The following is a 25169-nucleotide window of genomic DNA, read 5'->3' as shown; positions in this document are numbered from 1 at the left end:
CTAGCTTATTACCCAAATGTAGTGAATACGTCAACAGTTAACGTTTAGCAAGCTTTAAGTGAAAAAAGATGTGTCAAAAGTTTGCGAAGCAATCAAATTATGCGCATAATAGCCGCATTAGTAGCAACTACAAGTGACTCAACATTATGAAAATAAAGCCCATTATTACTGCTATATCTATCGCTATCGTTGGTGCCAGTGTTAGCGCGCTTGCCGCCCCTACTGAGAATACTCGCACATTGCCAGTACGTACGGCTGACTCACTACCTAGTATCGCTCAAAAAGTTAGCCTTAATGTCCAAGAAAACCGTAGTAACTCGTTAGATACTCGTGTGCAGTCTGAATCCGCTGATCGTATGACGCAGTTGATTGACTCAAAGAAAAAGTCTGAAGCCTCGCAAGCAGTCGCAGCAGATAATATGAGTGCAGCGGAGTTGACACTCAAAGATGAGCAGTCAGATAGCACTGATGATATCAGCGAAGGCCAAGCCGTTGCCGCGCCTAGCGATGTCTCATCTATTGACTCATCTGACCCACTCGCCTTTGAGCTACCTGAAAATGAAAAACGCCAAGATTTCAGTGATGATCCGACCATCAAAAATATTGAAGACAAAGATGGTAAGAGATATACCACACTAAACTTGTCAAACTACGCTCAACAAGTAAACAACGCTGTCTGGTCGCCTAACATGAAGGTCAACTCAGCGATGACAATCAAAATGCAGGCATTGCTCGATTGGAACCATGCATCTCCAGGTCCTATCGATGGTGGCTGGGGTATGAACAGCAAAAAGGCTCTTATCAACTTTCAGGCCATGAAAGGATTACCAACAACTGGTAAAATGGATCAAAAAACATGGGATGCTTTGATTAAAAACATTCCTGCCAATAAGCCTGTATTGGTTACATATACCATTACTGAAGATGACATCAAAACCAATTTTGCATCCACACCTGCTGGCGCAGAAGCAAAATCAAAGATGAAAGGTCTTTATTACCAAGATATCAAAGAGATGTTTGGTGAACGCTTCCATATGGATGTGCGCTATCTAGACAAGTTGAATAAAAACAAAACTTACAAAGCGGGTGAGACCATCACTGTGCTGAATACCCGTGGTCCGCTTAATCAGCGCATCAATCGCGTGGTTGCCAACAAGGCTGACAAAACTCTTTATGCCTACAATGACAATAAACTGGTTGCCACCTACCCAACCACCATTGGTAGTGATGACACTCCTTCACCGCATGGTACCTTTAAAATTATCAATAAAGTAAAAATGCCTTGGTATAAAGCCACCGTTGGTGAAGGTGCTCAGAAAAAAGTTCATATGTTACCACCAGGACCAAACAATCCTGTCGGTGTTGTATGGATGGGTTTATCTAAACCTTCTTATGGCCTACATGGTTCACCAAAGCCTGAAGGCATCAGTCGCCAAGCATCACATGGTTGTATTCGTTTGACCAACTGGGACGTACTAGAGGTTTATGCCAATATTGAAAATGGTGCGACTGTTGAGCTGAAATAGCTACCAGCATCAAATCAATTGTTATGAATAGATAAAAAAAGACCTTAATGTTAAGGTCTTTTTTTATAGCCAAATACACAGTTATCGCAACATCTTATAATCAAATCATTATGGTCTAAACATTATCTCCCGTAATATTTCCTACTTTTTTGGAAAAAAACAATGCCTCAGGGATAGCAACCAGCACCCCCAATATTGCTACTATCAGGATATGCGCAATACCATTAAACCCTGTAATTAGAGCAGCAACTATAAAAATGCCCATCGTAACCGTTACGGCGATCAAATAAACAACACAGAACAATGACCAGTTCATACGCTATTCCTCATTTTTATTGTGGATATAATACCGTTATACACCATACCCACAAAATAATTAAGGCTTTATTGTCACTTCTCAGGTCAATCAAAACAAATGATTATTCATAAATACCATGTTAATATTAAGGTTTTTATTTTTATACTCAATGATTTTTGACTTCTCTCTATTAACCTATAGATGATCATCCACAAAAAACCTCTATGCCTTGATGTATTTATCATTACAATAACGACTCTCTTTCATCTTTTAATCAAGTTATTTTCTATGACCGAATCCAAAGACACCTCTTCCGACAAGTTGACAGCCTCTCAAGAGTCGACAGAGTTAACGGACATTAAGAATACGACAGCTCAGGCTGATTCTTTGACACAAGACGATACTGACTCTTCTATGATCGAAGAGACAGAAAGCGATGATTTAGATGAAACAGTTGCGGATACCGCTTGTGCTCAGCCCCCTGAGGCAAAAGTCAAAATAGAATCACTTGCGCCTGATGTGGTCGTGGCCTCGCTCGAAACCTCTGACCCAGAAGAATCTACGGCTAAAAATGAGTCGCAAGCAGTACATTCAGAAGAGCGACCCATACAAAAAGAACACAAGCTAGAAACGCCTCAAGAGGTGGATTTACCAGAACAAGAAAACGATGAGTCGACAACCCATCAATCGTCAGCAGACAATACAAATCCGCAAGACGAAATCAACACCGAAGAAGATCAAGAGGAAGAAGTCAAAGAAGAAAAGGAAGAAAAGCTTGAGTCTTATAAGCAATTTGTAGCAGAACAATTTAGCAATAAAAAAGTAGATTATCCAGAAGTCAGAGTCACGATTGAGGCAAATGCGCTACCCAGCAGAATGTATTTCATTATGAACATACTGTCTGCCATCATCGCAAGTTATGGACTCGTGACCAATTCGGCAGCGGTAGTCATTGGCGCAATGTTGGTTGCCATGATGCTAGGTCCGATTACAGGGGTTGCACTAGCAATCATTGATCACCGTATGCCATTGCTACGCAAATCAATTCTGACTGTGCTCAGTGGTGTGACGTTAGTGATATTAGTCGGTTTTATCGTAGGATGGTTGCACAAAGATCAATCCCTGACAGCAGAAATCCTATCGCGTACCCAGCCCACTTCTATGGACTTGATGATTGCTCTAGCAGGCGGGACTGCTGGCGCCTATGCCATGGTCTCACCTCACCTCTCAGTTGCTGTGGTTGGAGTTGCTGTCGCTACCGCCTTGGTACCGCCTCTTGCTGCTAGTGGGATTTTATTTGCTCATGGAGAGCCTCAAATGGGCTTGGGTGCACTTCTATTAGCCGCCACAAACATCATTGCCATCCAATTTACCAATGCACTTGTGCTATGGATCTTGGGGTTTCGTCGTCTGGTCGATGACGACTATCAATCAAATACCTATTTCACGTTTTTGCAACGCAATGCTGTCACTTTATTACTACTGGGTGGATTGGGCACGTATTTGACCATCAATTTGCAGACTAACGCCAAACAGCAAGCGTTTGAAAATACTGTCAAAGAAACCATTACTGCGTATTTTACGGATAAAGGCAATGTATTGACCAATACTCAATTTGACGTCACAGATAATCGACAAGTCGTACGTGCGATTATTCGCGGTGAAACCACGCCTAGCGCTTATGATGTACGCCAAATCGAAACCAAGATTACTCAGGACATGGCAAAAAACTTCCCCAAATACTTGCCTATCAAATTGCAATTGCGCTATTTGCCAGTGCAGGTCATTGAGTCTGATCCATTGATAAAAGACAAGCTTGATGAGACCGATGCCGCGATTTTGACCAACTCGCCCTAACTTTCTTATATGAATCTGCAAACTACGGAGGCACAATCACCTAGCAGTTGTAACTCTTGTACCAAGAGCTTAGGCGTTTGTGCTAAAATCGCTTGCAAAATTATTTTATGTCATTTACTCAATTCTATCCGTCAGTAAGGAGCCGCTGTGAGCCAGCCATTTCGCTCAGCCGATATTCGCCAAGCCTTTATCGATTTTTTTATAAGCAAGCAGCACACCCAAGTTTCATCGTCTAGCTTGATTCCGCATAATGATCCGACATTGTTATTCACCAATGCCGGCATGAATCAGTTTAAAGAAACCTTTTTGGGCATGGAGCCGCGCGACTATACACGTGCTGTGACCTCGCAGAAGTGTGTCCGCGCTGGCGGCAAGCATAACGACTTGGACAATGTTGGCTATACCGCTCGTCATCATACGTTTTTTGAGATGCTTGGTAACTTCTCGTTTGGCGATTACTTTAAGCAAGCAGGTATCGAGTATATCTGGGAGTTTTTGACCTCAGATCAGTGGCTCGCGATTGATAAAGATCGTCTGTATGTCACCATTTATGAGACTGATGACGAAGCCTTTGATATTTGGCACAAAACCATCGGTCTGCCAAGTGAGCGCATCATTCGTATCGGTGATAACAAAGGGGCACCATACGCCTCAGATAACTTTTGGACCATGGGTGACACCGGTCCTTGCGGCCCTTGCACCGAAGTGTTTTATGACCATGGCGCTGAGATTAAAGGCGGCTTGCCCGGTACGCCAGAAGAAGATGGCGATCGCTATATCGAGATTTGGAACTGCGTCTTTATGCAGTTCAATCGCCAAAAAGACGGCACGCTATTGCCGCTACCTGCGCCAAGTGTCGATACCGGCATGGGGCTTGAGCGTATTAGTGCCATCATGCAAGGCGTCCATGGTAACTATGAGATTGATCTGTTTACGCATTTGATGGATGCTGCGGCTGAAATATTAAATATTAAAAATGAGCAACAGTCTTCACTAAAAGTCATCGCTGACCATATCCGTGCTGTGGCCTTTTTGATTGCTGATGGCGTCACACCGAGCAACGAAGGTCGTGGCTATGTATTGCGCCGTATCATTCGCCGTGCGGTACGTCATGGCAACAAGCTTGGCGCTGATAGTGAGTTTTTCTATAAAATGGTTGCGCCACTCGTGGCTGAAATGGGCAGTGCTTATCCAGAGCTAGTAGAAAAACAAAGCATCATCGAAAACGCGATTCAAAAAGAAGAAGCGCAGTTTGCAAAGACATTGGCGCAAGGTCTACGTTTGCTTGCAAGCGAACTTGAAGGTCTAAAAGATGGCGATACGCTATCTGGCGAAGCGGCCTTTAAACTCTACGACACCTATGGCTTCCCTATTGACTTAACCGCGGATATCACGCGTGAGCGCGGTATTGTCATTGATGAAGCGGAGTTTGATGAGCATATGCAAGCACAGCGCGAACGTGCTCGTGATGCGGGCAAGTTCGATGTCGATTACAGCAGCGTCATTCAAGTAGAGACGCCAACGACCTTTATCGGTTATGAGCAGCTCGAAGAAGACGGCGTGACGATTGATGCCCTTTATCAAGACGGCAATCCAGCAGATAGCTTAACGGAAGGTATGGAAGGCGTGGTGGTACTTGATCGTACGCCATTTTACGCGGAAGGTGGTGGTCAAGTGGGTGAGCTTGGTGAAATCCGCACCGAATCAGGTGTCTTTGAAGTACAAGATACCAAAAAATCTGGTCAAGCCATCATTCATTATGGTGTGGTTACCATGGGTGATATCAAGCCCAAGCAAACGGCGGATGCCCACGTGCTTTCAAGCATCCGTGCAGCCAGTGCTAAAAACCACTCTGCCACTCACCTATTACATGCAGCGCTAAGAGAAGTATTGGGTGATGCCGTCACGCAAAAAGGCTCATTGGTCTCAAGTGATGTGTTACGTTTTGACTTTGCTTATGACAAGCCTGTCAGTGCTGCTGAAATCACGCGTGTCGAACGCTTGGTCAATGAGCAAATCCAAGCCAACACCCCTGCCCGCATTGAGCACATGTCTATCGATGAAGCGATGAATCAAGGCGCGATGGCATTATTTGGCGAAAAGTACGGCAGTGATGTGCGTGTATTAACCATGGGTACTGACAGCACAGTCGATGGTCAACGCAAGCCTTTCTCTATCGAGCTATGTGGTGGCCTACATGTCGAGCGCACTGGCGATATCGGTATGCTAAAAATCACCAGTGAGTCAGGTATTGCTGCTGGTATTCGCCGTATTGAAGCCGTCACGGGTATGAATGCGGTCAAAAACATTCAGCAAAGCGAGCAACAACTGAGTGAGTTGGCAAGCCAGCTAAAGGTCAAACGCCCTGAAGTTGCCCAACGTGTCCGTACAATGGCAGATAAGCAACGCGAGCTTGAAAAACAACTAGAGCGTCTGCAACAAAAAATTGCCAGTGCCCAAGCAGTCAATCTACTTGATGAAGTACGAACGATTGCGGGCACGCCCGTGCTTATCAGCACCTTAAGCGGTATCGATGGCAAATCTATCCGTACGCTGATGGATGACATCAAATCAAAACTGCCTGATAGTGTGATTGTATTAATTGGCGATAAAGATGACCAATTAGCTCTCGCAGCGAGCGTCGCAAAATCTGTCACTGCTAAGGTAAAAGCAGGTGATATCATCCGCCATTTAGCAGGTGAGCTTGGTGGTAAAGGCGGCGGTAAACCTGATTATGCCCAAGGCGGTGCACCGAAGTCTGGCAATAGTACTGCGGTGATTAATGCCCTACCTACTTGGATTGAAACCCAGCTTGGCTAAATGTCAATAGAATATAAGGCTGCTGCATTATTTGCAGGATATGTGATTGGTTATAACCATTATAACCAATCGCCATATATCTAAGTCACACGGGCACTTAACGTGATGGCGCAGATATGATATAAAGGTCAACGTTTGAACACATTGTTCACGCATTGAGTCTAAAGCACACATTATTGAATAAATAAAAAGCATAGGGCGCAACTCTTATAATACGGCTTTATCTATGCACGCATCGATTGACGGTCATATTGACTTTCATTGATGATAAAAAGGCCATTAATGAATAATAGGTAGGTTTTTATGGCGTTAATAGTACAAAAATACGGCGGCACCTCGATGGGCAGTATCGACCGCATTAAAAACGTCGCCAAACGAGTCAAACGCTGGCATGACAATGGTCATAAAGTGGTCGTTGTGGTATCTGCCATGAGTGGCGAAACCAACCGTTTAATCGATCTGGCACGCCAAATTAGCAATCAGCCTGACCCTCGTGAGTATGACCAAATGGTCTCAACTGGTGAGCAAGTGTCTATCTCACTACTTGCCATGGCAATCAAAGAGCTTGGTATTGGTGCTCGCTCATTTACTGGTCGTCAGGTCGCCATCAAAACTGATAACGCCCATAATAAAGCGCGTATCGAAAGCATCGATGATGAAAATATTCGTGAACAGCTGGACGCAGGTAATATCGTTATCGTGGCGGGCTTTCAAGGTATTGATGAAGAAGGCAATGCAACCACATTAGGTCGCGGTGGCTCTGACACGACAGGTGTTGCTATTGCGGCGGCTTTAGGTGCTGATGAGTGTCAAATTTATACAGATGTCGATGGCGTCTACACCACTGACCCTCGTGTTACCTCAAAGGCCAAAAAGCTTGAAAAGATTACCTTTGAAGAAATGCTCGAAATGGCAAGTCTTGGCTCTAAGATTCTTCAGATTCGCTCAGTCGAGTTCGCTGGTAAATATGGTGTGCCTCTGCGTGTACTCTCTAGCTTTGATGAAAATACCGACGGTAGCTTTGACCAAGAGTTTCAAGACAATGTTGGCACACTAATTACGATAGACGAAGGAGACAATATGGAACAGGCAATCATCTCAGGTATCGCATTTAACCGAGACGAAGCAAAAATTGTAGTGCGCGGTGTACCTGATCATCCTGGTATTGCCTCTGCTATCTTAAGCCCTATTGGCCGCGCCAATATTGAAATCGATATGATCGTACAAAATTTATCGGTCAATGGCACAACAGACTTTACCTTTACCGTCAATCGTTCTGACTTAGACAAAACCATGAAGGTGCTCAATGATGAAGTCAAAGACGAGATTGGTGCCAAAGAGGTCTTGGGTAATAGCGAAGTCGTTAAGGTCTCTTTAGTTGGTGTTGGTATGCGTTCACACGCAGGGGTAGCTAGCCTAATGTTCCAGACTTTGGCTGAAAACAATATCAATATCCAAATGATATCTACCAGCGAAATCAAAGTGTCTGTACTGATTCAAGATCAGCATTTGGAAAAAGCCGTCAAATCACTACATACTGCCTTTGGCCTTGATCGTGAAGACGGCGAAAGTAAAATCGCTGGCCTATAGTATCCGTTAAGAAAGCGAATACTGATTCTATGGCGCTATTTTTAGTAGCCGAGCTACCATATTTGTCAAATCTCATAAAATACAGATTTGACTTATATAGTTTTTCACTAAGAAGCTATTAGTTACCGACAATAATACATAGATAAAATAGGGTCTTTTTAGATCCTATTTTTATTTCTTATTATTGCTCAGATGAGTATTTCCCTAATAGTTTTGTGAAAATCCGTGACAGTATCTGTTATGGCACCTATAATGGGGCTTTCATTTGGGCTAAATGAATCTACCTATCATCGCCGCCATTGGCACAACGTTCAGCATTGTAGTTATGAATAATATAGTGCGTATTTAGTGCTGCGGTGATGTCCTGCAATTGAGAATCAATCTAATGAGTAATAATTTGTTGATGCGACATAAGGAGTGTGACGCATGTTAATTTTGACACGCCGCGTGGGCGAAACGCTAATGATTGGCGACGAGGTCAGTGTAACTGTACTAGGCGTCAAAGGTAATCAAGTTCGTATTGGTGTTAATGCACCTAAAGATATCGCTGTACACCGCGAAGAGATTTACCAACGTATTCAGCATGAGCGTTCTGTACAGTCGCAGATGCAGCATCTTGAGCAAGGCAGTTTTGCGCCTTCATTTGATGATGAAGACTATTTTAATCGCTAAGGCAATCTGTGATGCTTAGTAATTAGCTACCTAGTAACTAACTATTATTGGGTATTATATTTTTAGAATTACTGTGTTTTTGCTTTTTTAATCTGCTCTGAGGTCACTTATTTATGAGTATTCGCCAATCAGATGTATCGGCTCTACTTAATGGTTTGAATAAAAAAGCCATTGGATTCAATGATGTCATCAGCTTTATTGATGATTTTTATCGCTATGCACCTGCGCCATTCGTGAATGGCATGGTACATAATGCAGCTGGTGAAAACGAAGGTAGTGCGAAAATTTTTGGTTTTGCCAAGCATCATGGTCTAAATCAGCTAGATACGCTAAAACTGTTTGGCGAGCATTATGCCAAGGTTCAGGCCACTCCTAACGGTACTGACCATGCCAATATTCGTAACTTTCTACATTGGGGTTGGCAAGGGTTTTTGATGCAAAAAAATCCCTTAACCGTACGCCCTAGCGTTGATACGACTGCACTTTAATTATCTGTTAAGCAAAAAAAAGCCACGCTAACTAGCGTGGCTTTTTTGCGGCAGTCTATTATTGATCATTCAATTTATTTGTTATGAAATTTAATCGGCTGTACAGCGCCTTTAGGGTTGGGCATATTAGGGTAATGATGTTCATGCTCCACATCACATTCTGCGCCAACGATATCGCCATTGTCTTTGACTGGTTTATGAATAAAGCCTGTGCGCTCGGCAGGTGATAAATGTTCATGCTCCCAAATCATCACTGCTTGCATACAGGTTTCGCGCTGCTCAGCTGTCAACTTACGACCATCAGGCCACTTTCCAAGCTCAATCGCCATACGGAATTTATCGACCAAATCTGGTGTTAAACTTGCTAATATTGTTTGCTTATCCATCTTACCTACTCTCCACCACTATTTTCTATATAACGTATTTTATATCACTGATGCACTTACTCGTCATCCATAATATCATCATCGACATCGAGACTGAATTCTTCTGCATGGACGTTCCAGTGTAGCTTTGTCCGGCAAGCTTCATAAAAGTCGAATCCAGGCGGGTGCAATAAAGTAAGTTTATCAGGATGTTTACGAATATAAAGACGCTGTTCTTGTTCAAGCGGTACACTTGGCTTGCCATCTGCACTAACCATCGGTTGAGTGCGATTGTCCTCATGAATACGAATACACACTTCACTATTACCACTGACCACAATCGGTCGACTAGATAGCGTATGCGGATGCATGGGAACCAAACAAATGGCATCCATACTTGGATGAATAATAGGGCCACCACCAGACAAGGCATAAGCCGTTGACCCTGTGGGTGTGGCTGCTATTAAGCCATCACTGTGCTGCCTGTAGACATCCTGACCGTCGATTTTCATCTGAAAATCAATCATATGTACCGACTTACCCGCGTGCAAGACCACGTCATTGAGCGCCATGTCTTCATGGATAATTTTACGCCCTTCTCTTATTTCCATGGTTAAGAGAAACCGATGATCGAGTTGATAGTCACCCATTAATACTTGACGTAATTTAAACGCAGCCTCATCAGGTTTGACATCGGCCAAAAACCCCAAGCGGCCACGGTTAACACCTAATACTGGTACACGATAGCGTGCCAGCGCTTCAGCAGCATGTAAGATTGACCCATCACCGCCAACGACAATGACCAGATCACAAATCTCGCCAATCAGGCCACGCTTCACAATTTTAACTTTTTCAATTTCGGCGAGATTTAATGTGGGCAAGTTTGCCGTTTGCACATCCATAATCAGTGTGAGATTCATCTCATTAATGGTCTGAGCAATTTGCACCAAACTTTGAGTAACGCTACGCTTACCCGCACGCCCCATCAAACCAATACGCCTAAAAGCAGGGTTTTTAATAGCGTGGAATAGCTCTGATTCATGTAAGTGTGGCAATCTGGCTGACTGCGCTGAGTTTTCCATAAAACGACTCGGTATAACGGTAAATTACAGGGCAATGATAGCGATAAATGAACGCTTAGACTAGCACGTTTATGAATTATCCTTGTTAACTGTCGTAATCTGGTTCATAAGGGCAACCTTACTGACGCTTCAGATAAGTAGATTGAGCGGTGCAGCATTTTTTCAATCAATAAGTAGTTTAACAACACACAGCCTAATGTGAAGGTATGCTCAAACCCTGACCGTTGTCACGTAAACACAGTTGACAATAATGGCGGTTTTGCTAAAGTAACTGATATTTATATAATTTATTATTAAGGATACATGTATGGCCAATCCTATTGTCAGTCGCGCAGAACTTGCGATCGGCGGTAACCCAATGACGGTCAAGGGTGTGATTCAAAAGACCAGTCTGTTACTTGGCTTATCTGCTATCACTGGTGTGGGCTTTTTCTTTTATGCCCTCATGGCAGGACTATCGCAGGGTTTTATCACAATGGCAGCCTTTGGTAGCATGATTGCTGCATTCGTTCTCGCCCTTGTGATCACTTTTAAACCGCAAAAAGCAAAGACGTTGGCTGTGCCGTACGCATTGCTAGAAGGTATCTTTTTGGGCGGTATCTCACTATTCTTTATGAGAATGTACCCAACAGTACCTGTCACTGCAATGTGCGCAACTTTTGTCACTGCAGCAGTGATGCTAGGACTATATCGTTCAGGCTTGGTTAAAGTCACCGAAAAGTTCCGTTCAATTGTGACCTCAGCTGTTATCGCCATTATGCTCGTTTACGTTGCACAGTGGGTGCTTTCTTTGGCATTTGGCTCAACCTTGCCGTTTTTGTTTGAAGGTGGCGCTATTGCCATTGGTTTTAGTCTGTTCGTGATTGTCATTGCTTCTTTCACACTTTTGTTAGACTTTGACAACATTGATCGTGGCGTGGCAATGGGCATTTCTGAAGACTACGAGTGGTTGTTTAGTATTGGTATTCTTGCAACTCTGGTATGGATGTACATTGAGTTTATGCGTTTGCTTAGCTATCTACAAGACTAATCTAAAACTTGCCAAACCAGTCTTTTAAACAAAACGCTATTTCAGACAAAAAACCGCCTTTTAATGAAGGCGGTTTTTTTATGCGCTAGTTCAAACAATTATCAATCTAAGCGCGCTTTAAACGCAGCGCATTTAGTACGACGAACAATGAGCTTAGTGACATACCAATGGCCGCGAGCCATGGCGGCACATAACCTAGTGCTGCTGGTATCAATACGACGCCATTATAGATAAGCGCCCAGCGGAAATTTTGTTTGATGATGCGTTCAGCTTTGTCAGCGATACGCTTGGCAGCAGTAATAGCTTCGATTTGTCCATTTAAAATGATGCTATCACTCGATACTTGCGCCAAATCTGCTGCACCTGCAATTGAGGTTGAGACATCGGCGGCAGCCAATACGGGCGCATCATTGATGCCATCGCCCACCATGAGCACTACCGCGCCTTTTGCCTGTAATTGCTGAATATAATTGACTTTATCAGTGGGCGATAAGCCATTATAGGCATATTGCATGCCTAAGTTTCGGGCCATGACCAGCGCTTGGGGACTTGGGTCACCTGTCAACATGACTGCTTCAATATTTGATGCTTTGAGCGTATCCAGCATGGCCTTTGCACTATCGCGCACTTTGTCATTAAAATAAAAACACGCGAGCGCTTGCCAAGATCCTGATTGATTTTTTTGACAAGACAGCACCACTGCTGAGCTGGCTCGATGCATCTCCAAATCAATATTAAAATCTTGACCGACTTTAGTGTTGTTTATGCGATTCAGAGCAAAGTCTATATGACCAATACGATAGAGTACTCCATCGATCATGGCTTCCACGCCACCTGCTGGATAATGCTGCAAGTCTTGCGTTGCTGGCAAATGCAACTGGTAGGCAGCCGTCAACAAGGCATGGGCAATGGGATGACGACTCCCTACTTCTAACGCAGCAGCGATTGCTAGCACTGCATCTTTTTGCTCGGTCAGTATTAGATTGCGATTTTTATCTTCACAGTGAAGCGCTATTTTATGATTGGCATCTATTAACTCAATATTCAATAAGTTGGGTTTGCCATAGGTCAGCGTACCTGTCTTATCAAACGCGACGTGGGTAATCTCAGCAAGCGTTTGCAAGGTATGGCCACGCGTGGTCAAAAACCCATAGCTGGCAAGACGATTGGTGGCTACTGTCAATGCAATGGGCGTCGCTAAAGAGAGCGCACAAGGACAGGTTGCTACCAGTACTGCAACCGTGGCCCAAATAGCCTGACTTGGCTCAACAATATACCAACCCACAAAGACCAAAACAGACAATATCAAAATCCGAGCAACAAACCAACGTGCCAGTTTATCGGCCTGCTGCGCAAGCTTTGGTTTTTCGCTCATAGCACGATTCATCAATCGATCAATCAAGCCAATCTGACTGTCTTCTGGTAACGCTGTCACTAACATCTCAAAGGGTTGGCTGTCGTTTTGCGCGCCACCAACGATATAATCACCTTGGGTCTTGAGAATCAAGTCGCCCTCACCCGTTAGTAAGCTTTGTGATACCGTTGCCGTTGGGCTGAGTAGAATACCGTCACTAATAATCTCAGAACCTGCCTCAATCATTATGATATCGCCCACTTGTAAACTATGGGCAGTTACCATTTGTTTTTCTTCTAAACCATCTGTATGTGATTGTGACGTGACTAATGATTGATATCGCGTTTGCTGCCAATCTTGTGCAATCTGTGAAGTGATTTGATAGACATTGTCATCTATACTTTGCATAAAATTTGGCATAGCATTGGCAGTACTTTGCAAATTGGCATCGCTCACGCCCAAGTTATCAACCAGATTGCTGGTATCTGCACTTTTATTAGTAATACTCACTTGCGTGAGCGCATTTTGCTCTAACTGCTGCAAAATTTGCCGCGCTGCTGCCTTATTTTCAGCAATTTTTTGTACCAGTACCGGTTCAACCACCACCAGATCGTTTGCCATTGTGGCCGCTTTTAGGCGAGCATTATGCTCAATATAACGCCCTGCTAATAAGAAAAAAACAAACATACTGACTGAGTCATAATAGGTTTCCCCTTGACCTGTCACAGTGGCATAAAGACTTGCAAAAAAAGTAATGATTAAAGCAATGCTAACAGGCACGTCCATATTGACTTGACGCGCACGAATCGCTGACCATGCAGAGGTAAAGAAGGGAATGGCAGCGTAGAAGAAAACAGGCGTACTAACGAATAAGGATACCCAACGCAAAAAGTCTCGTTGAAAAACCAACATGTCACTGTACTCGCCAAAATACAGCGCAACGGCATACATCATGGCTTGCATAGAACCCAGAGCAGCAATACCTAAGCGCAGTATCATTTGATTATTGTGACGTGCCAGCATGGCCTCATGAGTATCTTGTCGATACGGTTTTGCTTCATAGCCAATTTCATTGATAACGGCTAAAATACGACTGATGGGCAGTTTACGCTCGTCCCAAATCACTCGCATACGCTGACTGGTCAGGTTGACCTGACATTGACGGATACCATCTAACTCGTCTAGCCGCGATTCGATCAACCACGTGCAAGCAGCGCAGCGTAAGTTATTGACGGACAGCTCTGCGACTGAAAGCCCATCTTGAGCATAGACAAACTGCGACTTTATTTCATCATGATCATAAACTTCAAGACGGCTCAATTGGGTTGGCAGGCTTGCAGTGCGATTAATCTCTGAGCGATCCAGATAATACTGTTCAAGACCCGCTTCCACAATACTCTGTGACGCTAACTGGCAGCCCATACAGCACATTTCACGTGACTGGCCTAATATCTCAGCATGAAAAGGCGGCTGCGGCACTGGATCACCACAATGAAAACAGTGACCAGCAAGCGGTAATACCAAGCCGTCGATAATAGAGTTGTCTTCATAAGAGTGGCTGCTAGATGCCGCTTGTGATGGAGTACTAGACATAATCGCGCTTACTTCCTCTATATAGGTTTTCTCAAACCCTATTTGTTCTTAGTAAACTTGCTATTATTGGTAGTGCTGAACACCATTTAATATCACAGTTTGCAATCGTATCGATGTCCATTAGTTTACGCAGAATAAAAACTCAATGTCGAATTCATAGAAAATACACCGTGATAGCAGTCGTAAATTGCTATCTTATACATCATTCCTAAATTCAATCAAACGCGGTCGACGATTTATTACCAATCTGAGTATTTAGAGACAGATTATACTATAAGCCGTCGCTGCAAGTAGCATAACTGCTTGTAGTCTACTTACAATGAATGACTGCATTGACGATGATAGATTGAAAAATTTGTCATTTTACGTCATTATGAGGCAGTTTTTTATCCAAAAATGGTGCGACATCAGTGCAAAAATCCAATCCCAAGCTATTACCTTCCTCTAAGCCTACTCATCATACGCTGCCCTCACAGCAGCGCGGCTTAGTATTTAGTAGTCTTCTATTAATCATCGTCATCGCTGGTATGGTCCTATTGGCACTATACTTAGTGAAACTTGATCGCACTATTACCCATAAGTTTGAGGGTAAGCGCTGGGACATTCCTGCAAAAGTATATTCCCAGCCCCTTGAATTGTATCAAGGTGCGAATGTTGATAGAGATACGATGAAGACGTGGCTTGAGCTTTTAAATTACCAAAGCAATAAGTCCTATGATCGCACAGGTACTTATCACCGCTCAGGCAATACCTATTTTATCCATACGCGTGGCTTTACTTATAGCTCAAGTGACATCGACAAAGAGCAAGTCATTAAAATGACCATTGCTGGTAATAAAATCGAGTCGATTCAAAGCACTTTACCTGCCAAAAGTGGCATCATTCGTTTGGAACCTGTCAATATTGGTGGTATTTATCCAGATAGCAACGAAGATCGCTTGGTCGTCTCTTTAGATGAAGTACCACAGCCATTGATCGACGCCTTGATAGCCACGGAAGACCGCGCGTTTTATGAGCATAAAGGGGTCTCGATACGTGGTATTGCACGTGCTGTTCTCAATAATTTTTCGGGTGGCTCTAGACAGGGTGGTTCAACCATTACGCAGCAGCTAATTAAAAACTTCTATCTGAATTCTGACCGTACCCTAAAACGTAAAGCCAATGAAGCCTTGATGGCTGTACTGCTTGAACTGCATTATAGTAAAGACGAAATTCTACAAACGTATTTGAATGAGATTTACTTGGGTCAGAACGGCAATCGTTCGATCAATGGTTTTGGTTTGGCATCGCAATTTTATTTTGACAAACCTCTAAATGAGCTGCGTTTGGATCAACAAGCCATGCTTGTCGGAATGGCAAAGGGTCCAAGTATTTATAACCCACGTCGCAATCCAAAAGATTCAAAAGCGCGCCGTGATATTGTCCTGAGCAATATGCTCGCAGTCGGTTCAATCAGCCAAGAAGACTATGATAAAGCCGTGAAGCAATCACTTGGCATCGTTGATAAGCCTGTTGAAGGTAAAAGTCAATTCCCAGACTTTTTAGATATCGTAAAACGTGAATTAAATACTGTGTACTACTCTGATGACCTCAAAAACGAAGGTCTAATTATCATTAGTACTCTTGATCCTATTGCTCAATTAGCAGCAGACAAGGCCGTTGATAGAAAACTTGGGGAGCTGCGTCGCAACAATAGCAAAACCAAAAATCTACAAGGCGCATTAGTCAGTGCCAACCCTGAAACTGGCGAGCTTGTGTCTGTGGTTGGTAGTGGCAGTGAGTTTACAGGCTTTAACCGTGCTGTCGATGCCAAGCGTCAAGTGGGCTCGTTGTTAAAACCTATTATCTATATGACAGCGCTTGAAAGCGGTCGTTATAATCTTGCCAGCTCAATAGATGACTCACCAATCACGGTGAATTTGAATGACGGCACCAAGTGGAACCCTAAAAACTATGACAATCGCGATCATGGTTTTGTACCACTCACCACTGCTTTGTCTAACTCCTATAATCACAGTGCCGTACGTTTGGGTATGGAGTTTGGTGTAGATACCTTTGCCAAGCAGTTAAAGCGCATGGGTGTTAAAGAAAAAATACCACCCTATCCTTCTGCGTTATTAGGTTCAGTCAATCTTAGCCCAATGGATATGCTTGGCGTCTACCAAGTGTTTGCAACTGGCGGCTTCCGCACACCTATCCATAGTATTCGTACTGTGATTGATGATCGTGGTCGCATTTTACAACGTACAGGTCTAAATACTCAGCGTAGTATCCCACCTGAAACCAACTTCTTGACCAACTATGCGTTACAACAAGTGGTTGCGACGGGTTCTGCTAGACGTGCGCAATCGCTTGGTAGCAATCTAAACCTAGCAGGTAAAACAGGCACTACGAACGATTTCCGCGATGCTTGGTTTGCAGGCTATAGTGGTAACTATGTCAGCGTGGTTTGGGTTGGTCGTGATGACAACAAGCCAATTGGTTTGAGCGGTGGTACAGGTGCTCTACCAGTTTGGGTTGACTATATGAAACGCTTAAAACTTACCCCTGTGGCACTGCCTGAGCCTGAAGGTATCGAATGGTTATGGCTTGAAAACAACTCAGGCAAATTATCAAATGAGCGCTGTGCTAATGCGCGCTACTTACCAGTAATGTCTGCGCATTTGCCAGAAGAGGCCAGCAGCTGTGCAATCGGCCTTTATCAACAAGATCGTAATCGTGAACAGATGCAAGGACAAGATCAGGAAAGCGCTATTAACCAGCAACGTCGTCGTGAAGGTTTGGAGATTCCAAATGGCGAAGCGGTTGACTCTGATAATCAAGAAGGTAATGATGCAGAAAGTCGTGCTGATACTTGGTATGACCGTGCCGTTGAGTGGTTTTAGAATTAGATGACGCTAAAATTGTTTTTAAAACTTATAAAGGGTTTCGATGTGATGTTATCTCTCAATCAAGCTGCATCAGCTAAGCAGATGCTTATGATACCACTCAAAAAGTGCCACGCTACCAATACCTCATTGTCAGTTGGTGTACTGATTACCATGTTGAGCTTAAGTGCCTGTCAGACTGCACCAAGCATGTCTACTACAGCACAGAGTGCACCTATGCAAGCTAGCTCACCTTCACAGGGGCAGACATCAAAAGCCGTTACCATGGTAACGGTTACACCTGTCACTCAAGCGCCTATCGTGAGAGCCGATGATGAGAGTGACGATGCGATTGAGTCTGATGATTCTTCTGAATCCTCAAATCCCTTGACGCAAGAGACACCTACTTTCAATACCCCTAGCGCCATATCAATCCCATCTAATACTATCATCCTCCCCCCTTCTCGTGATGATTACATGATCTCAGAACCAATAGTACCCTCTCGCAATGAGTTACTCGAACAAGCAAGAAAAAACTCACAGCAAAGGACACAGAAGGCGATAAGCAACAACAGCGATCTGCCAGCATTTCGCAATTTGATGCAAACGGGCATCAATCAATTGAAATCTGGCAACCTGACCAATGCTGAAAACAGCTTCACTCGTGCACAGCGCCTAGCGCCTAAGTCATCTGCCGTATACTTTTATCTAGCGCAAGTGGCATTGAAAAAGAACCAACCTCGTAAAGCAGAGGCGATGGCTAGACGTGGGCTTACGGTTTCGCAAGATTCTGGTCGTAGGCAAGCCTTGTGGCAAATTATCTTGCAGTCTGGACAAGCCCAAGGTAATTCGCGCGTCGTGCGTGAAGCAAAGCAAGCCTTACGCTAGTAACGCCAGTCTTTGAATCATCAAGCACCAAATAAGCAATCACTCTATCATTTTTAAATTTGATACGTTCTTTTTTTACTTAAAGTATATCTACATCCATTTTTATTCAAGGTTATCGTTATGGCATGGCAACAACTGCATTTACAATGTGAAAAAGCAAACGTCGATTTGGCTGAAGCACTGCTACTAGAAGCAGGCGCACTATCCATCGCTTTAGATGACGCAGGTGACCAGCCTTTATTTGAACCATTACCTGGTGAATCACCACTATGGGATGATGTGATCTTAACTGGACTGTTCGATGCCACAACTGACACTGGTAGTCGCCAAGCAGTTGAGCAATTGAGTCATGAGATCGCCGCTCAAGTACAAGCCACACGTATTTGGCTGAGCGCCGTTGATGACAAAGACTGGGAACGCGAATGGATGAGTAACTATCACCCTATCGAATGTGCCAATAACTTGTGGATTGTGCCAAATTGGATAACGCCGCCTAACCCTGAGGCAACCAACATTATTATGGACCCAGGACTTGCTTTTGGGACTGGCTATCATGCTACCACTCGTTTGTGTCTTGATTGGCTAACAGAACAAGATTTAAATGATAAAGTTGTCATCGATTATGGTTGTGGTTCGGGTATTTTGGGCATTGCCGCTTTGTTATTAGGTGCCCGTCGCGTCTTTGCCGTTGATATCGACCCGCAAGCTGTACTGGCCACCAATCAAAATGCAGCGCGTAATCAAGTGGGTGATCGTCTACAAGCATTTCTGCCAGAAGCGTTCACTGATTATTGCTCAGAGCATGATATCTTACCTGTTAACGTAATCGTTGCCAATATTTTGGCCAAACCTCTGATTGGTTTAGCACCATATTTTTCTACCTTAATCGCACCACAAGGCCGTATTGTTTTGGCAGGACTGATTGAGTCACAAACTGAGCAAGTCATGGCAGCTTATCAGCCCTATTTTGCCCTTGATCCGAAACATGCTTTCACTGCTCAAGAAGAGCAGCACTGGCAGCGATTATCTGGTACATTTACAGGCTAGCAACATTTAATTACATCTGTTACGATAGAGGGTAGTCAAATGTTATGTGTTTGATGCCACTCTATCGTTAGCTATAACTCATCAATGTGTTGTACATTTGAATGCAAGTATGAGCGTGATAGGCAGTTTTTATAAGTGGCTAAGCGGTATTGATAACCATACTTTTTTGGATTCGACCCTATGACCACTGCCATAAAAACTCAATGCCCCCATTGCCAAGCTTGCTTTGATGTACAGCAGACTCAGTTAAATAAAGTCAATGCCATCGTCAACTGCGAGCAGTGTCAAAAAAGTTTTTTGGTCAACAAACACCTTATTGTCACTCATGACACCTCTCTGACTAATACTCAATCAAAAACCAAATCACCCAAGCACAATATACCGTCTGCGAATAGGCAACGGGTAAAAGCGTTTTCATCTGATGATTTGATTTATGATGATATGGATATTGACGAGACCTCAGAGACCGCTGTAGAGTATGACTCGCTGGATAGTATGGATGCATGGCTGACTCAAGCAAGTCACTCATCCACTCCTGTTAACACACCTTCAAACAATACTTCTAAAGCAACCAATAAAGAAAGTCGCGCCTCGACAAAACTTTTATTAAATGACGATACATCAACGTCACCCTCTGTGCTCAGTTCAGTAGCAGCTAATGATATTCATGCAAGCGTAGATCAAAAAACGGATAACGCATGGCTTGAGGAGCTTCTAAAAGAACAAAACAAGCGTAAAGATACGCTACAAGACGATACAGACTTATCGCAATTATTGCTGAATATGGGTGTGCCTCTTAAGAACGAAAATAACATTCCCCAAAAGCATATTAAAAAATCTCAAACAAAATTTTTACCAATATCAGAGAAACAGTCCATTGCCTTCTTATTATGGGTGCTTGGATGCTCAGTACTGGCCCTCTTACTTTTTGCTCAATATGTTATTTTCAATTTAGAAAATCTGGTCAAAAATCCAGTTTATGCTGATCGCTTACAAACCATCTGTTCTATCGCTGCTTGCAGTTTGCCAAGCGCTGATTTGAATGCTTTGTCAATCGTTGACGTTGATCATCGCTCAAGCCTAGTCAATGATGCTGGCACCTTTAGCGATGTGAGTGCGACGTTAAAAAACCAAAGTGCGAAGGCCCAGCTTTATCCAAATCTCAAGGTCAGTATCTATAGTGCGAATAATACAATTGGCGAATTTATCGCGACACCAGAAGAGTATTTGTTGAGTAAACAAAACTATTTGGCCGCTGATAGTGCTAGGCAGCTTTTGTTTACCGTCCCTGTTACTAATACGCAAATCCGCGAGATCACCATAAATCCTCTGTACTGATTCAGTGGTTGAACAGCAAAACAGCTGGTCACTTACAGAGTAAAACTGTTCTTATTCGATAATCCTACTGAAGATAACAGCCAATCTGTCAGCGCTAGACAAAATTAGTTTGATATAATACCCTACCCTCTCACGGTTTGATTCTCTCTAAAGGACATTATCTTATGGCAACTCATGCACAGCATAACGCCAATCATTTTGCCAAAAGCTCTGATCATCTTGCCGATTATAATGAGAACGACTATCGTCATCCGGCGCATGGGTTTTGCTCTTCTTTAGACAGTGATACCAATCATGCACAAGAGCCTTTACGTGTACATGTAGAGCGCGTGGTAAGACAGTATTTCGCCATGCTAGGTGACGAGATACCTACTGATTTGTATGAATTGATCTTAAAACAAATCGAAGAACCACTCTTATCTGTCGTGCTCGAAAAAACTCGAGGCAATCAGACCAAATGTGCACAAATTCTTGGTCTTAATCGCGGTACTTTACGCAAAAAACTTAAAACTTACGACTTAATGTAGCACAGGCTATATGAGCGCCCCTATTTTCACCAACCTTCACTATGCATGGCAATTTAATGTTCATGACTTTATCCTCAGCGATATCGTCTACAATAATTGTCGTTATCCCCTTGCCAGACGTTTACGTCAGGCTTTTTTTATGGAAGTTTTTTTATGAGCACAACCCCACTTGCCCTATTATCGGTCTCTGATAAATCTAATATCGTTGAGTTTGCCGAAGGTCTTATTAAAGCAGGTTTTGGCTTACTCTCTACTGGCGGTACTTATCGATTACTCACAGAAAACAATATTGCTGTCACCGAAGTATCAGACTACACAGGCTTTCCTGAGATGATGGATGGTCGTGTTAAGACCCTGCATCCTAAAATTCATGGCGGCATCCTTGGGCGTCGCGGTACAGATGATGCTGTCATGAGTGATCATGCCATTGAACGTATTGATCTGGTTGTGGTGAATTTATATCCTTTTGCTGAAACCATTGCTCGTGCTGATGTAACCATGAAAGATGCCATCGAAAATATTGATATCGGTGGTCCTACTATGGTACGTTCAGCGGCAAAAAATCATGCCCACGTTGGCATTGTCACTGATCCAGCTGACTATGAGCGTATACTTGCTGCATTAGGTGATGGTACTGAGCTGACAGCTGCTCTACGTTACGATTTAGCCGTAAAAGCTTTTGAACATACTGCACAGTATGACGGCATGATTGCCAACTTCTTAGGTAGTCGTGTCAATGAAGACCAAAGCGCTGAGAATTTTTCGCGTACATTTAATGTGCAACTTGAAAAAGTACAGGACCTACGCTACGGTGAAAACCCCCACCAGAATGCCGCTTTTTATGTAGAAAATAACCCATTAAAAAGCCAGCAAGCCTCTATTGCGACCGCTAAGCAATTACAAGGCAAGGCACTGTCTTATAACAATATCGCCGATACTGATGCAGCACTTGAATGCGTAAAAGCTTTTAGTGCGCCTGCTTGCGTCATCGTCAAGCACGCCAATCCTTGCGGTGTCGCTGTTGATGCTGATCAGGTAACGGCTTATCGCACGGCTTTTAGCACAGACCCTGAGTCTTCTTTTGGCGGCATCATTGCCTTTAACCGTCCATTGACGTTAGCAGCTGCTCATGCCATCATCGACAACCAGTTTGTTGAAGTGATTATCGCTCCTAGCATTGAAGACGGTGTACTTGAAGCAACGGCCGCTAAGAAAAACGTGCGCGTATTGGTATGCGGCGAACTACCTGCACCGGATCAACGTGATACCCAGCTAGACTACAAACGCGTTAATGGTGGTCTGCTGGTGCAAGAGCAAGATCTTGGTTTGATTACTGCCAATGATCTGACCATCGTTACAGACGTTCAGCCAACCGAAGCGCAAATTGCCGATCTACTATTCAGCTGGAACGTAGCAAAGTATGTCAAATCTAATGCCATTGTTTACGCAAAAGGCCAGCGTACGATTGGTGTGGGTGCAGGTCAAATGAGTCGCGTCAATTCAGCCCGTATTGCAGCCATCAAAGCTGAGCACGCAGGCTTGGCTACCGAAGGGGCTGTCATGGCATCAGACGCTTTCTTCCCATTCCGCGATGGTATTGATAATGCTGCTCAAGTTGGTATTTCTGCCATTATTCAGCCAGGTGGCTCTATGCGTGATGATGAGACCATTGCTGCAGCAAATGAGCATGGTATCGCAATGGTATTTACAGGTATGCGCCATTTCCGCCACTAGTAAATCACAGTTGCAGATAGTAACAAACGTAAGTAATAATAAAAAAGCCACTGTATTTTGACAGTGGCTTTTTTATGTTCTATTTTTACAAGTAGTCAGTCTCAATAATCAATCAACCGATTAACGCCCTTGTGCGTTTTTCATGTTGGCTTCATTAACTTCAACTTTATACACCAAACGCAGATAATCTAGATAGTCTTGTAGCTGATCTTGTCCCAAATTATCACGAATGATGGTAGCGGTTTGCGCTCTTTGCATCTCAGACAATGGTGACTGTTGTTCTGTTTTGATACGATCACCCACCAGTAACGTTGCGCCTGTCTCAGTTTCACTAGCAGTAGCAACAACACCATTATCAGCAGCTTGCTGACTGAATGCCAATCCACGCTCTTTTTCTGTCAATCGAGTTGTCTGACGGTTAACATTGCCTAATGATTGAAGACGTACTGGTTGTTTACCGATATCAGCTGGCGTCTTAATACTAGCAGCCAACGTTTTGGCTTGTTTCAGTGCCAATGCTGTGGCTTTTTGCTGGCGTAATATTTGAGTAATTTTTGGGGTTGCCGCTGCTAAATCAAGTGTCTTAGTAGGACGATAGTTACTTGGTTGTACCCAGACATTACCATTTCCAACTTCGATACCCGCTGTTACTGCCTGATCTTGAATGGTGAATTCATCAAAGGCCTGTTTGATCACCGCTGGCTGAGACAGTACTGATTGATTGTTTTCTTTAGTATAGTTTTTAATACGTTTAAGGGTTACGTTTTCTTGCTGAGCAATATCTTCAATACTAAACCCATCTGCTGCCAAGTCATTAATTGCGGTTACTTTATCAGCATACATCTCTTGGCGTTTGTATTCTTTTGCTTTTGCAGTTAATTCGTCACGCATGCTTTCTAGCGTTGGTATTTTACTGCCATTGTCTTCTGTGACAGTAAATATCTGATAACCAAAGCTGGTCTTAACTGGTGCGGTCACGCCACCAACACTCAACCCTTCTAAAGCCTTTTCAACTGCTTGTGCGTCATTACCAAAGACCGTTGGGTTAAATCGACCGATATCGCCACCTGTCTCTCCTGATGGGTCATCAGACTCTGCTTTTGCCAGTGCTGCAAAAGACTCACCTTTATTTAAACGGGCTTTTATCTTATCTGCTCGTGCTTTGGCATCATCACCTGTCAATAAAATTTGACTGATTTGACGCTCATCGTTGATTGCCTGACTTTGCTTATAAGCGTCGTATTGCTGCTGCAAGTCTTCTTTAGTAACTTCATTGACTTGAATAGATTGAGGGCTCAGTTGCAAATAAGCCAAATCTACCATTGCTGCACTTTTTAGTGTGTCTTTATTGGCATCGTAATAGGCTTGTATGTCGCCTTTGCTTATGTTGACCTGATCGGCATAATCTTGCCATTTGAAACGATATAGCCAGATATTACGTGACTCAAGCTGCAAATCAATCAGCTGACTAACGGCTTTCATTGGATACACTGCTGTACCTACAATACTGGCATTAAGCTGATCAAGACTCAGCTGATTGCGAAATTCTGCAAATAACTGGTTCTTAGTCATACCGCGCTGACGCAAAAAGTTTGCAAATTGATCGTTAGAAAAATTACCCTCTGCATCCTTAAATATCGCTTCTTCGCGTAATAGACGATTGATGGTGTCGTCAGAGACTGTCATGCCAAGCTTACCAGCTTGCTGTTCTAACAATGTACGATCGACAAGACCTTTTAGTACTTGCTCATGCAACACATCTTCATTCAATAAACTGGCATCATCAATTTGCTCTAAGATTTCAGTGCGACGATTATTTACAGCAGTTTGATACTCTGACAATCCTACGCTAGCATCACCCACCTGAGCGATCTGATTGGGATCAACCCCACCGCCAAAATAGCTTTCGACACCCAGTAGAGCGAGTGGCGATAGGCATAAAATCAATAAAATGCGACCTGGCCAGCTTTTTAAAAAATCGCGCAATTTATCCATAGTTATCTCTGCTTTATTAACCTATATTGATGAAAAACCATTGTAATATTATTATTAATATCAATGCTATCTAAGCAGGCAATGGTAAGAATAAGAAC

Annotated in this window: 17 protein-coding genes and 1 pseudogene; 13 read left to right on the top strand and 5 right to left on the bottom strand. The window is 43.4% G+C overall.

Features of this window, described 5'->3' with window-relative positions; all coding sequences use genetic code 11:
• Window positions 1-143: 143 nt before the first annotated feature.
• Complete coding sequence (locus CZ794_RS08515) at window positions 144-1526, top strand: L,D-transpeptidase family protein (RefSeq protein WP_179207290.1); 1383 nt, start codon at window positions 144-146, stop codon at window positions 1524-1526.
• 115 nt (window positions 1527-1641) lie between these two features.
• Here the strand turns inward: CZ794_RS08515 and CZ794_RS08510 are convergent, their stop codons facing one another.
• The gene (locus tag CZ794_RS08510) at window positions 1642-1842 is read right to left on the bottom strand and encodes a hypothetical protein (protein WP_087041175.1); all 201 of its coding nucleotides are present in this window, start codon (window positions 1840-1842) and stop codon (window positions 1642-1644) included.
• Window positions 1843-2112: 270 nt separating this feature from the next.
• Here CZ794_RS08510 and CZ794_RS08505 point away from each other — a divergent pair, with 270 nt between their 5' ends.
• From CZ794_RS08505 to CZ794_RS08485, 5 genes and pseudogenes are all read left to right on the top strand, one after another.
• Entirely contained in the window at window positions 2113-3681 is a 1569-nt protein-coding gene (locus tag CZ794_RS08505; RefSeq protein ID WP_087041174.1) for a DUF389 domain-containing protein, read from the top strand.
• A 147-nt stretch (window positions 3682-3828) separates the two neighbouring features.
• The gene (gene alaS / locus CZ794_RS08500) at window positions 3829-6501 is read left to right on the top strand and encodes an alanine--tRNA ligase (RefSeq protein ID WP_087041173.1); all 2673 of its coding nucleotides are present in this window, start codon (window positions 3829-3831) and stop codon (window positions 6499-6501) included.
• A 303-nt stretch (window positions 6502-6804) separates the two neighbouring features.
• Window positions 6805-8091 carry an aspartate kinase gene (locus CZ794_RS08495; protein WP_087041172.1) on the top strand — a complete coding sequence of 429 codons (1287 nt, stop codon included), beginning with the start codon at window positions 6805-6807 and terminating at the stop codon, window positions 8089-8091.
• 426 nt (window positions 8092-8517) lie between these two features.
• A pseudogene (csrA, locus tag CZ794_RS08490) lies at window positions 8518-8685 on the top strand (carbon storage regulator CsrA); the annotation flags it as partial.
• A gap of 191 nt (window positions 8686-8876) precedes the next feature.
• Window positions 8877-9251 (top strand): HopJ type III effector protein, encoded by a 375-nt coding sequence (locus tag CZ794_RS08485; RefSeq protein ID WP_010199421.1) that lies wholly within the window; start codon window positions 8877-8879, stop codon window positions 9249-9251.
• A gap of 74 nt (window positions 9252-9325) precedes the next feature.
• On the opposite strand, the gene CZ794_RS08480 is transcribed toward CZ794_RS08485, so the two are convergent.
• A complete protein-coding gene (locus CZ794_RS08480) occupies window positions 9326-9637 on the bottom strand; it encodes a YeaC family protein (RefSeq protein ID WP_062844173.1) in 312 nt (103 codons plus the stop codon).
• A gap of 56 nt (window positions 9638-9693) precedes the next feature.
• Window positions 9694-10698 carry an NAD(+) kinase gene (locus CZ794_RS08475; protein WP_179207278.1) on the bottom strand — a complete coding sequence of 335 codons (1005 nt, stop codon included), beginning with the start codon at window positions 10696-10698 and terminating at the stop codon, window positions 9694-9696.
• 307 nt (window positions 10699-11005) lie between these two features.
• Here CZ794_RS08475 and CZ794_RS08470 point away from each other — a divergent pair, with 307 nt between their 5' ends.
• Complete coding sequence (locus CZ794_RS08470) at window positions 11006-11728, top strand: Bax inhibitor-1/YccA family protein (RefSeq protein ID WP_062844171.1); 723 nt, start codon at window positions 11006-11008, stop codon at window positions 11726-11728.
• Window positions 11729-11834: 106 nt separating this feature from the next.
• Here the strand turns inward: CZ794_RS08470 and CZ794_RS08465 are convergent, their stop codons facing one another.
• The gene (locus CZ794_RS08465; protein ID WP_087041170.1) at window positions 11835-14675 is read right to left on the bottom strand and encodes a heavy metal translocating P-type ATPase; all 2841 of its coding nucleotides are present in this window, start codon (window positions 14673-14675) and stop codon (window positions 11835-11837) included.
• Between the two features lie 410 nt (window positions 14676-15085).
• Between CZ794_RS08465 and mrcB the strand changes: the two genes are divergently transcribed.
• The 6 genes from mrcB to purH all read left to right on the top strand — a co-directional run bounded on the left by mrcB (window position 15086) and on the right by purH (window position 23076).
• Complete coding sequence (mrcB, locus tag CZ794_RS08460; protein WP_087041169.1) at window positions 15086-17560, top strand: penicillin-binding protein 1B; 2475 nt, start codon at window positions 15086-15088, stop codon at window positions 17558-17560.
• A 93-nt stretch (window positions 17561-17653) separates the two neighbouring features.
• Window positions 17654-18430 carry a tetratricopeptide repeat protein gene (locus tag CZ794_RS08455; RefSeq protein ID WP_256958927.1) on the top strand — a complete coding sequence of 259 codons (777 nt, stop codon included), beginning with the start codon at window positions 17654-17656 and terminating at the stop codon, window positions 18428-18430.
• Window positions 18431-18550: 120 nt separating this feature from the next.
• Window positions 18551-19477, top strand: coding sequence for a 50S ribosomal protein L11 methyltransferase (gene prmA / locus CZ794_RS08450; RefSeq protein ID WP_087041167.1), 927 nt, complete (start codon window positions 18551-18553; stop codon window positions 19475-19477).
• 180 nt (window positions 19478-19657) lie between these two features.
• Window positions 19658-20815, top strand: coding sequence for a zinc-ribbon and DUF3426 domain-containing protein (locus tag CZ794_RS08445; RefSeq protein WP_087041166.1), 1158 nt, complete (start codon window positions 19658-19660; stop codon window positions 20813-20815).
• Window positions 20816-20979: 164 nt separating this feature from the next.
• Window positions 20980-21342 carry a DNA-binding transcriptional regulator Fis gene (gene fis, locus CZ794_RS08440; RefSeq protein ID WP_087041165.1) on the top strand — a complete coding sequence of 121 codons (363 nt, stop codon included), beginning with the start codon at window positions 20980-20982 and terminating at the stop codon, window positions 21340-21342.
• 153 nt (window positions 21343-21495) lie between these two features.
• Window positions 21496-23076, top strand: coding sequence for a bifunctional phosphoribosylaminoimidazolecarboxamide formyltransferase/IMP cyclohydrolase (purH, locus tag CZ794_RS08435; RefSeq protein WP_087041164.1), 1581 nt, complete (start codon window positions 21496-21498; stop codon window positions 23074-23076).
• 120 nt (window positions 23077-23196) lie between these two features.
• Here purH and CZ794_RS08430 read toward each other — a convergent pair whose 3' ends face one another.
• Window positions 23197-25071, bottom strand: coding sequence for a SurA N-terminal domain-containing protein (locus CZ794_RS08430; RefSeq protein ID WP_087041163.1), 1875 nt, complete (start codon window positions 25069-25071; stop codon window positions 23197-23199).
• Between the last annotated feature and the right edge of the window lie 98 nt (window positions 25072-25169).

It is taken from the genome of Psychrobacter sp. JB385 (genome assembly GCF_900163785.1).
Lineage (GTDB): Bacteria > Pseudomonadota > Gammaproteobacteria > Pseudomonadales > Moraxellaceae > Psychrobacter.
The sequence above is the reverse complement of the archived record's forward strand: the minus strand, read 5'-3'. Positions and strand labels throughout refer to the sequence as shown.